At 45.2% G+C, this 6,399-nt stretch carries 4 protein-coding genes; 3 read left to right on the top strand and 1 reads right to left on the bottom strand.

Going from position 1 to position 6,399, the window contains the following annotated elements:
* Positions 1 to 94 precede the first annotated feature (94 nt).
* From CLV31_RS11695 to CLV31_RS11705, 3 genes are all read left to right on the top strand, one after another.
* Positions 95 to 3,595, top strand: a complete 3,501-nt coding sequence (locus tag CLV31_RS11695) for a PVC-type heme-binding CxxCH protein (protein ID WP_245943385.1) — start codon at positions 95 to 97, stop codon at positions 3,593 to 3,595.
* Between the two features lies 1 nt (position 3,596).
* On the top strand, positions 3,597 to 4,457 hold the full coding sequence (locus CLV31_RS11700; RefSeq protein WP_111393076.1) for a sugar phosphate isomerase/epimerase family protein: 861 nt from the start codon (positions 3,597 to 3,599) through the stop codon (positions 4,455 to 4,457).
* Positions 4,458 to 4,604: 147 nt separating this feature from the next.
* Positions 4,605 to 5,723: a Gfo/Idh/MocA family protein gene (locus CLV31_RS11705; protein ID WP_111393077.1), complete on the top strand. Its 1,119-nt coding sequence runs from the start codon at positions 4,605 to 4,607 to the stop codon at positions 5,721 to 5,723.
* A 108-nt stretch (positions 5,724 to 5,831) separates the two neighbouring features.
* On the opposite strand, the gene CLV31_RS11710 is transcribed toward CLV31_RS11705, so the two are convergent.
* Positions 5,832 to 6,191, bottom strand: coding sequence for a hypothetical protein (locus tag CLV31_RS11710; RefSeq protein WP_111393078.1), 360 nt, complete (start codon positions 6,189 to 6,191; stop codon positions 5,832 to 5,834).
* Between the last annotated feature and the right edge of the window lie 208 nt (positions 6,192 to 6,399).

Raw genomic sequence — 6,399 nt, forward strand, 5'->3', positions numbered from 1 at the left:
TGATAAAATACAGTCACAAATCAAGGTAAAACAGTAAGAATTTAAGTGCGTAATTGGGGAATATTATAATCTGAAAAAATTGTAAACCCAAAACATGAACCAAACCAAACTTTTGAGGCTTTTGAGCCTCTTAATGCTAACTACGGTTATGCTTTTTTCTTCCTGTGGGAGAAAAAATCAGTTCCTTTCCATGACAGAGCCCAGAAGAGTAGAAATCTTGGTTTTAGGTCATGAAAGCGAGCATCACAATTCTGAAAAACTGATGCTCCATCTTGGAACACCACTTTTTCAAAAAGGGATCAATCTGACTTACACCACCGACCTCAATGATCTCAAGGAAGAAGTCCTGAATAATTATGATGGGCTGATGATTTATGCTAATCATGATTCGATCAGTTCCAATCAGGAATCCGCACTCAAAAAGTACATTCAAAGTGGAAAAGCATTTATTCCTCTTCACAGTGCTTCTTGGTGTTTTCGCAATTCCGAATGGTTTGTAAAAACCGTGGGCGGACAATTTAAATCTCATGGCGCCGAAAAATTCACTGCCAAAATTGTAGATGCTGCCCATCCGATCATGCAGGGAATTGAAGAATTTGAGACATGGGATGAAACTTACGTTCACTCCCAGCTCAATCCAGCCATGCATGTCCTGATGGAACGAGTGGAAGGAGACCACCGAGAGCCTTACGCCTGGACTTTGGAAGAAGGAAAAGGCCGAGTATTCTACACCGCTTATGGTCACAATGAAGAAACCTGGAAGCAGCCTGAATTCCAGGAATTGGTCGCAAATGGTATCCTTTGGGCTGTGGGAGATAAGGTGAATGAGCTTTTGGCAGCCTACCAGATCCCAACTCCTCAGTTTCAAGATGCCGAGATTCCAAATTACGAGCGTAGAGATCCGGCTCCGAGATTCCAGCTACCACTTTCGCCAGAAGAAAGCATGAAGCTGGTTCAGCTTCCCATTGAATTTGAAATGGAGCTCTTTGCCAGCGAGCCGATGATCATCAATCCGATGGCGATGGCTTGGGATGAAAGAGGCCGTCTATTTGTCATCGAGACAGTCGATTATCCAAATGAGGTACGGACTGAAGGTGGAAATGATAAAATCAAAATCCTGGAGGACACTGATGGTGATGGAAAAGCGGACAAGGTCACTGTTTTCGCAGATAACCTGAATATTCCGACCTCTATTATGGCTGTCAATGGCGGAATTTTGATCTCCATGGCTCCTGACTTTGTATTCTTGAAAGATACTGATGGCGATGACGTGGCCGATGTCCGTGAAGTGGTCATGACCGGCTGGGGCAAAAGCGATACGCACGCGGGTCCATCCAATCTGAAATATGGATTTGACAATAAAATCTGGGGAGTTCTGGGTTATTCAGGCTTCAATGGCGAAGTGAGCGGGGTAAGACATCAATTTGGACAGGGTGTTTATCGGTTTGCACCTAGCGGTGACAATATGGAATACCTTGGAAATACTTCAAACAATACCTGGGGATTGGGTTTCACCGAAGATTTTGAAACCTTCATTTCCACTGCCAATGGTCAGCACAGCGTATACTTCTCCATGGCAAACAATTACCTGAAGCGTCCCATTTTCCAGGGATCAGCCAATACCGTACATGGTATTGATTCCCACTATGACATGCCACACCTTACCCCATTCCTAAGACAGGTGGATTGGTTTGGAGGCTATACCGCTGCTGCAGGGCATAATTTTTACACGGCAAGAAGCTTTCCTGAAAAATATTGGAACCGAATCGCTTTCGTAGCCGAACCAACCGGACGGGTACTGCACAATGCTGTCATCAATCCGGATGGCTCAGGATATAAGGAAAAAAATGGCTTTAACATCCTAGCCAGTTCAGACGAGTGGTTTTCACCGGTTCATGCCGAAGTAGGGCCTGACGGAGCACTTTGGGTAGCCGATTGGTACAACTTCATCATTCAGCACAACCCTACTCCAAGAGGATTTGAAAACGGAGCAGGAAATGCCTACATCAACCCACTTCGCGACAGCAAACACGGAAGAATCTACCGAATCAAGTACAAGGGTGCGGATGATGCTGAGACGTTTGATTTGAAAGATGCCGATGGTGCCGACCTGATTGATGCCTTGAAGAGTGACAATATGTTCTGGAGACTTACTGCCCAGCGATTGATTGTAGAAAAGCAGGATAAATCAGTTCTCAAGGATCTTTACCAATTAATTGCTGATCAAAAAGTAGACAAAATTGGCCTGAATGGTCCGGCCATCAATGCCCTTTGGACCTTACATGGGCTCGGCGAACTCAATGGAGAAAATGCAGAAGCGGTACAGGTCGCCACCAAAGCACTAAGCCACCCATCGGCTGCTGTAAGGAAAAATGCACTGAGAGTATTGCCAAGAAATGAAGCTTCTTTGAATTCTATCCTGAGTTCTAACCTTTTGAATGACCCTGATTTGCACACCAGAAAGTATGCTTTCTTGGCTGTTTCGGATATGCCATTCTCTGAAGAAGCCGCTAAGGCTTTGGTTAAGGCTGCTGATGTGTCTGAAAATGGATCTGATGCTTACTTGCCTCAGGCGGTTTTTGCGGCAGTTTTATCACACCCAACCGAATTTGCCAAGCGTGATCTCACTAAGGCACTTCAATCTCCCGGCGATGCAGAGTTCTCCTTGGCTGACCGAATCAGCCGAAGCTTGGTGGCCGAGCAATATCCTTTGGATTCGAGAAACTCCATCCTTTTCCCACCGGAGATAGCAGGAAAGGAAATTGCCATCCGGATGATTGTTTCCAAAGGCAATAATCCTATGGATGGAATTTTGGTAGCGCATGGTAATGGCACGAATGGCTACAGCTTATACATCTTTGAGGATGCTCTTCATTTTGCTGTAGCACAGGATGAAAAATTAACCCTCATCAGTACCAAAAAGCCACTTCCTGAGGAGCAGTTCATCATTGATGCCTCTTTGGTGGAAGATGGAAGCATGACCTTGAAAATCAACGGGGAAGAGATCGGAAAAGCCAAAACCAAAGGTCTATTCACGGCAGAGCTTTCTCCAAGAAGAGTTCGTGTCGGTCAAAATGATTCTAGAAATCAAGTTGGAAAATATGTGGGAGGCTGGATGTTTTCCGGAAGAATAAGCAATAAATCTACCCTGGCGCTGAATAAGCCAGGAGCAGATGTTCAGCTGCTTTCTGACGATGTAACTGCATCAGCAGCCAATGGATCTACGGTGATCAAGTTGGGCGTGACTCCTCACGAAATGAAATTCAACAAGGCGACCTTCACAGTAAAGGCAGGGTCTCAAGTGACTATCGATTTCGAAAACCCTGATTTCATGCAGCACAATCTAGTGATCGGCCAAAAGGGATCATTGGAAACTATCGGAAAAGCAGCAGATGAGTTGGCACGCGATCCAAAAGGTGCCGAACAAAATTACGTGCCTAAAATCCCTCAAGTGATTGCCGCCACTCGCTTGGTAGATCCCGAAGGAAGAGAGTCTTTGGTATTCGTCGCTCCGACTGAACCCGGCGAATATCCATTTATCTGTACGGTACCGGGGCACTGGAGAATTATGAACGGAATCATGAAGGTAGAATAGGATGGCTCTAAACGTAACATTTGGAGTCAGTACCTGGCTTTGGACCTCCCCTTTTAAGCGGGACACCATCGAGCTTTTTCCCAAAATCAAATCTTATGGATATGATGCAGTGGAAATCCCAGTGGAAGATCCTGATCTTATTGACCTTGATTGGGTAAAGAAAGCACTTACAGATAATGGGCTAAAGCCCATTATCTGCGGAGCTTTCGGCCCCACTCGAGATTTGACACATGAAGACCCTAAATTCCATCAAACCTGCTTTGATTACTTGGATGCCTGTTTCCAAATTGCTGCCGAATTGGGAGCTGGATTTGTAGCAGGGCCGATGTACTCGGCTGTTGGCAAGGCACGACTAGTCTCTCCCGAGCAGAAAAAAATCGAGTGGAATCGTGCAGTTACCAACCTTCAGAAAGTAAGTAAGCGAGCAGGTGAATTTGGTTTGCAAATCGCCATCGAAACCCTTAATCGCTTTGAGACCGATCTCATCAATACTGCAGCAGAATTGATGCAACTGATCCAGGACATCAACGAACCTCAGGCAAAAGCTATCTTGGATGGTTTTCACATGAATATTGAAGAACCGGACATCGAGGCAGCGATTCAGACGGTCGGTGACAAACTCATTCATGTCCAGGTCTCTGAAAACTATCGAGGCACACCTGGAACCGGACAAACCAATTGGGCGGCCTGGAAACGAGGCTTGGAAGCGATCAATTACCAAGGTGCTATTTCCATCGAAAGCTTTACCCCAAACGTCAAAGAACTGGCAGGTGCAGTCTGTATCTGGAAACCCTTGGTGCCTAGCCAAGATGGTTTCGCAAAGGAAGGCCTGGAGTTTCTGAAGAAATGGGCTGCGGAATAGGAGGCTTGGATATTCGCAGTTTTCGCTGCTATAGTGCTCAACCTGACATCGGTCATCCCACATCAGTCACTCAGACATCCCAACTCCCATACCTCCTAACCTCCTTACAATAAAACTTCTTTTTTCAACCCAAAACATAACTCACACATGAGCAAGAAACCAATCAACATCGCCATCATCGGCTTGGGCTTTGGTGCCGAATTTATCCCGATCTACCAAAAGCATCCGCTAGCCAATATGTATGCGGTCTGCCAGCGAAATAAAGAAAAGGCCGAGGAAATCGGGAAAGCTTTTGGCATCGAAAAGGTCTACACCGACTATGACGAACTGTTGAAAGATCCCAATATTGACGCAGTTCATATCAACACGCCGATTCAAAACCATGCTGAGCAGTCCATCAAAGCACTCAAGGCCGGAAAACATGTAGCTTGTACCGTACCAATGGCCACCACGGTGGAAGAATGCCGTCAGATTGTCGAACTCTGCGAACAGACCGGCTTGACCTACATGATGATGGAAACGGTGATTTATAGCCGTGAATTCCTCTTTGTAAAAGAAATGTATGAGAAAGGTGAACTGGGCAAAATTCAGTTTCTCCGGGCATCTCATCAGCAGGAAATGGCAGGGTGGCCAGGCTACTGGGAAGGCCTTCCTCCCATGCACTACGCCACCCATTGTGTGGGACCTGTTTTGGCATTGCCAAAGGGACAGGCAGAATACGTTTCCTGCTTGGGATCCGGAAGAATCGACGAAAATCTGATTCCAAAATACGGTTCTCCATTTGCCATTGAAACTTGTCATATCAAGTTGAAAAATTCCGATTTGGCTGCTGAAGTGACCCGTTCGCTTTTCAATACTGCTAGACAGTACAGAGAAAGTTTTGATGTGTACGGTTCCAAGAAGTCTTTTGAGTGGACTCTCATTGAGCATGAGGATTCGGTAATTCATACCGGAGAAGTACCTGAGAAAGTCAAGATTCCGGACTATGCCCATCTCCTTCCTGAAGAAATCGCCCCATTCACCACCCAAGGGGTATATGATTCCGACGAAAATCAGCATCTTTCTTTTATCCAAGGTTCCGGCCATGGTGGTTCACATCCACATCTGGTTCATGAATTTTTGGTTGCTTTGACTGAAGGAAGAGCACCCTACCCTGATGCGGCCCAATCTGCCAATATCACCTGTGTGGGGATTTTGGCTCATGAGTCAGCCATGGAAGGCGGAAAAATCAAATACCTCCCTGAGTTCACGCTCAGCAAAAAATAAAGCAACAAAGGCCTGGAATCAAAACCAGGCCTTATTTTTTATCAGCAAATTTGAAGCTCTGTCTTGAGTAGCCAAAAATCTAACCTCTTAGATCTAGCTTCTTGTGTCTTATTTCACCTTCTTCGCCTCAGCCGTAAACATGTCCATCAGAGAACCGGCGGCACTTTCATCATCCACTTTTTTCAGGCTGATATAGACATCATAGCCTTGGATATTAAAGTAACCTGTCAGTACATCTCCGGAAATGGATACCGAGGACATGGGTTTCTCTGTCCCAGATGGATCTTCAACAAAATAGCCCATGGTTTTGCCATCCTTGGTTTCAAAACGCATCGGGATAGTGGCCGTACCTTGAGGGGTATCTTTTACGGTTACGGCCCATTTGCCCTCAAAGTATTCGGGTGAGGTAAAACTGTACAGGCCAGCCGAAAAAACAAGCATAATTAGAATGGAGAATAGTTTTTTCATAAAGTATAAGGGTTGAATGAAGGTAAAAATTAGAGAATAAAGGCTTAGGAATCAACTCTTGGTTAAATGATAATAGGGAAAGTGAATACTTTTTTTCCCTGATGGCTAAAAACGGATCAGTCCTAAAAGTTGGGGGATTTAGGTCAATGTGGTTTCTTTGTTAAAAAAAAGAATTGGAAGAAAAGGATTACCTCAGTTTGGTTTTGCC

Origin of the sequence: Algoriphagus aquaeductus, from assembly GCF_003253485.1 — a bacterium.
In the GTDB taxonomy this organism is placed as follows: domain Bacteria; phylum Bacteroidota; class Bacteroidia; order Cytophagales; family Cyclobacteriaceae; genus Algoriphagus; species Algoriphagus aquaeductus.

Excerpts from the sequence above, each read along its gene's own strand:
- CLV31_RS11695 (WP_245943385.1), top strand. The coding sequence starts at position 95 with ATGAACCAAACCAAACTTTTGAGGCTTTTGAGCCTCTTAATGCTAACT.
- CLV31_RS11700 (WP_111393076.1), top strand. The coding sequence starts at position 3,597 with ATGGCTCTAAACGTAACATTTGGAGTCAGTACCTGGCTTTGGACCTCC.
- CLV31_RS11705 (WP_111393077.1), top strand. The coding sequence starts at position 4,605 with ATGAGCAAGAAACCAATCAACATCGCCATCATCGGCTTGGGCTTTGGT.
- CLV31_RS11710 (WP_111393078.1), bottom strand. The coding sequence starts at position 6,191 with ATGAAAAAACTATTCTCCATTCTAATTATGCTTGTTTTTTCGGCTGGC.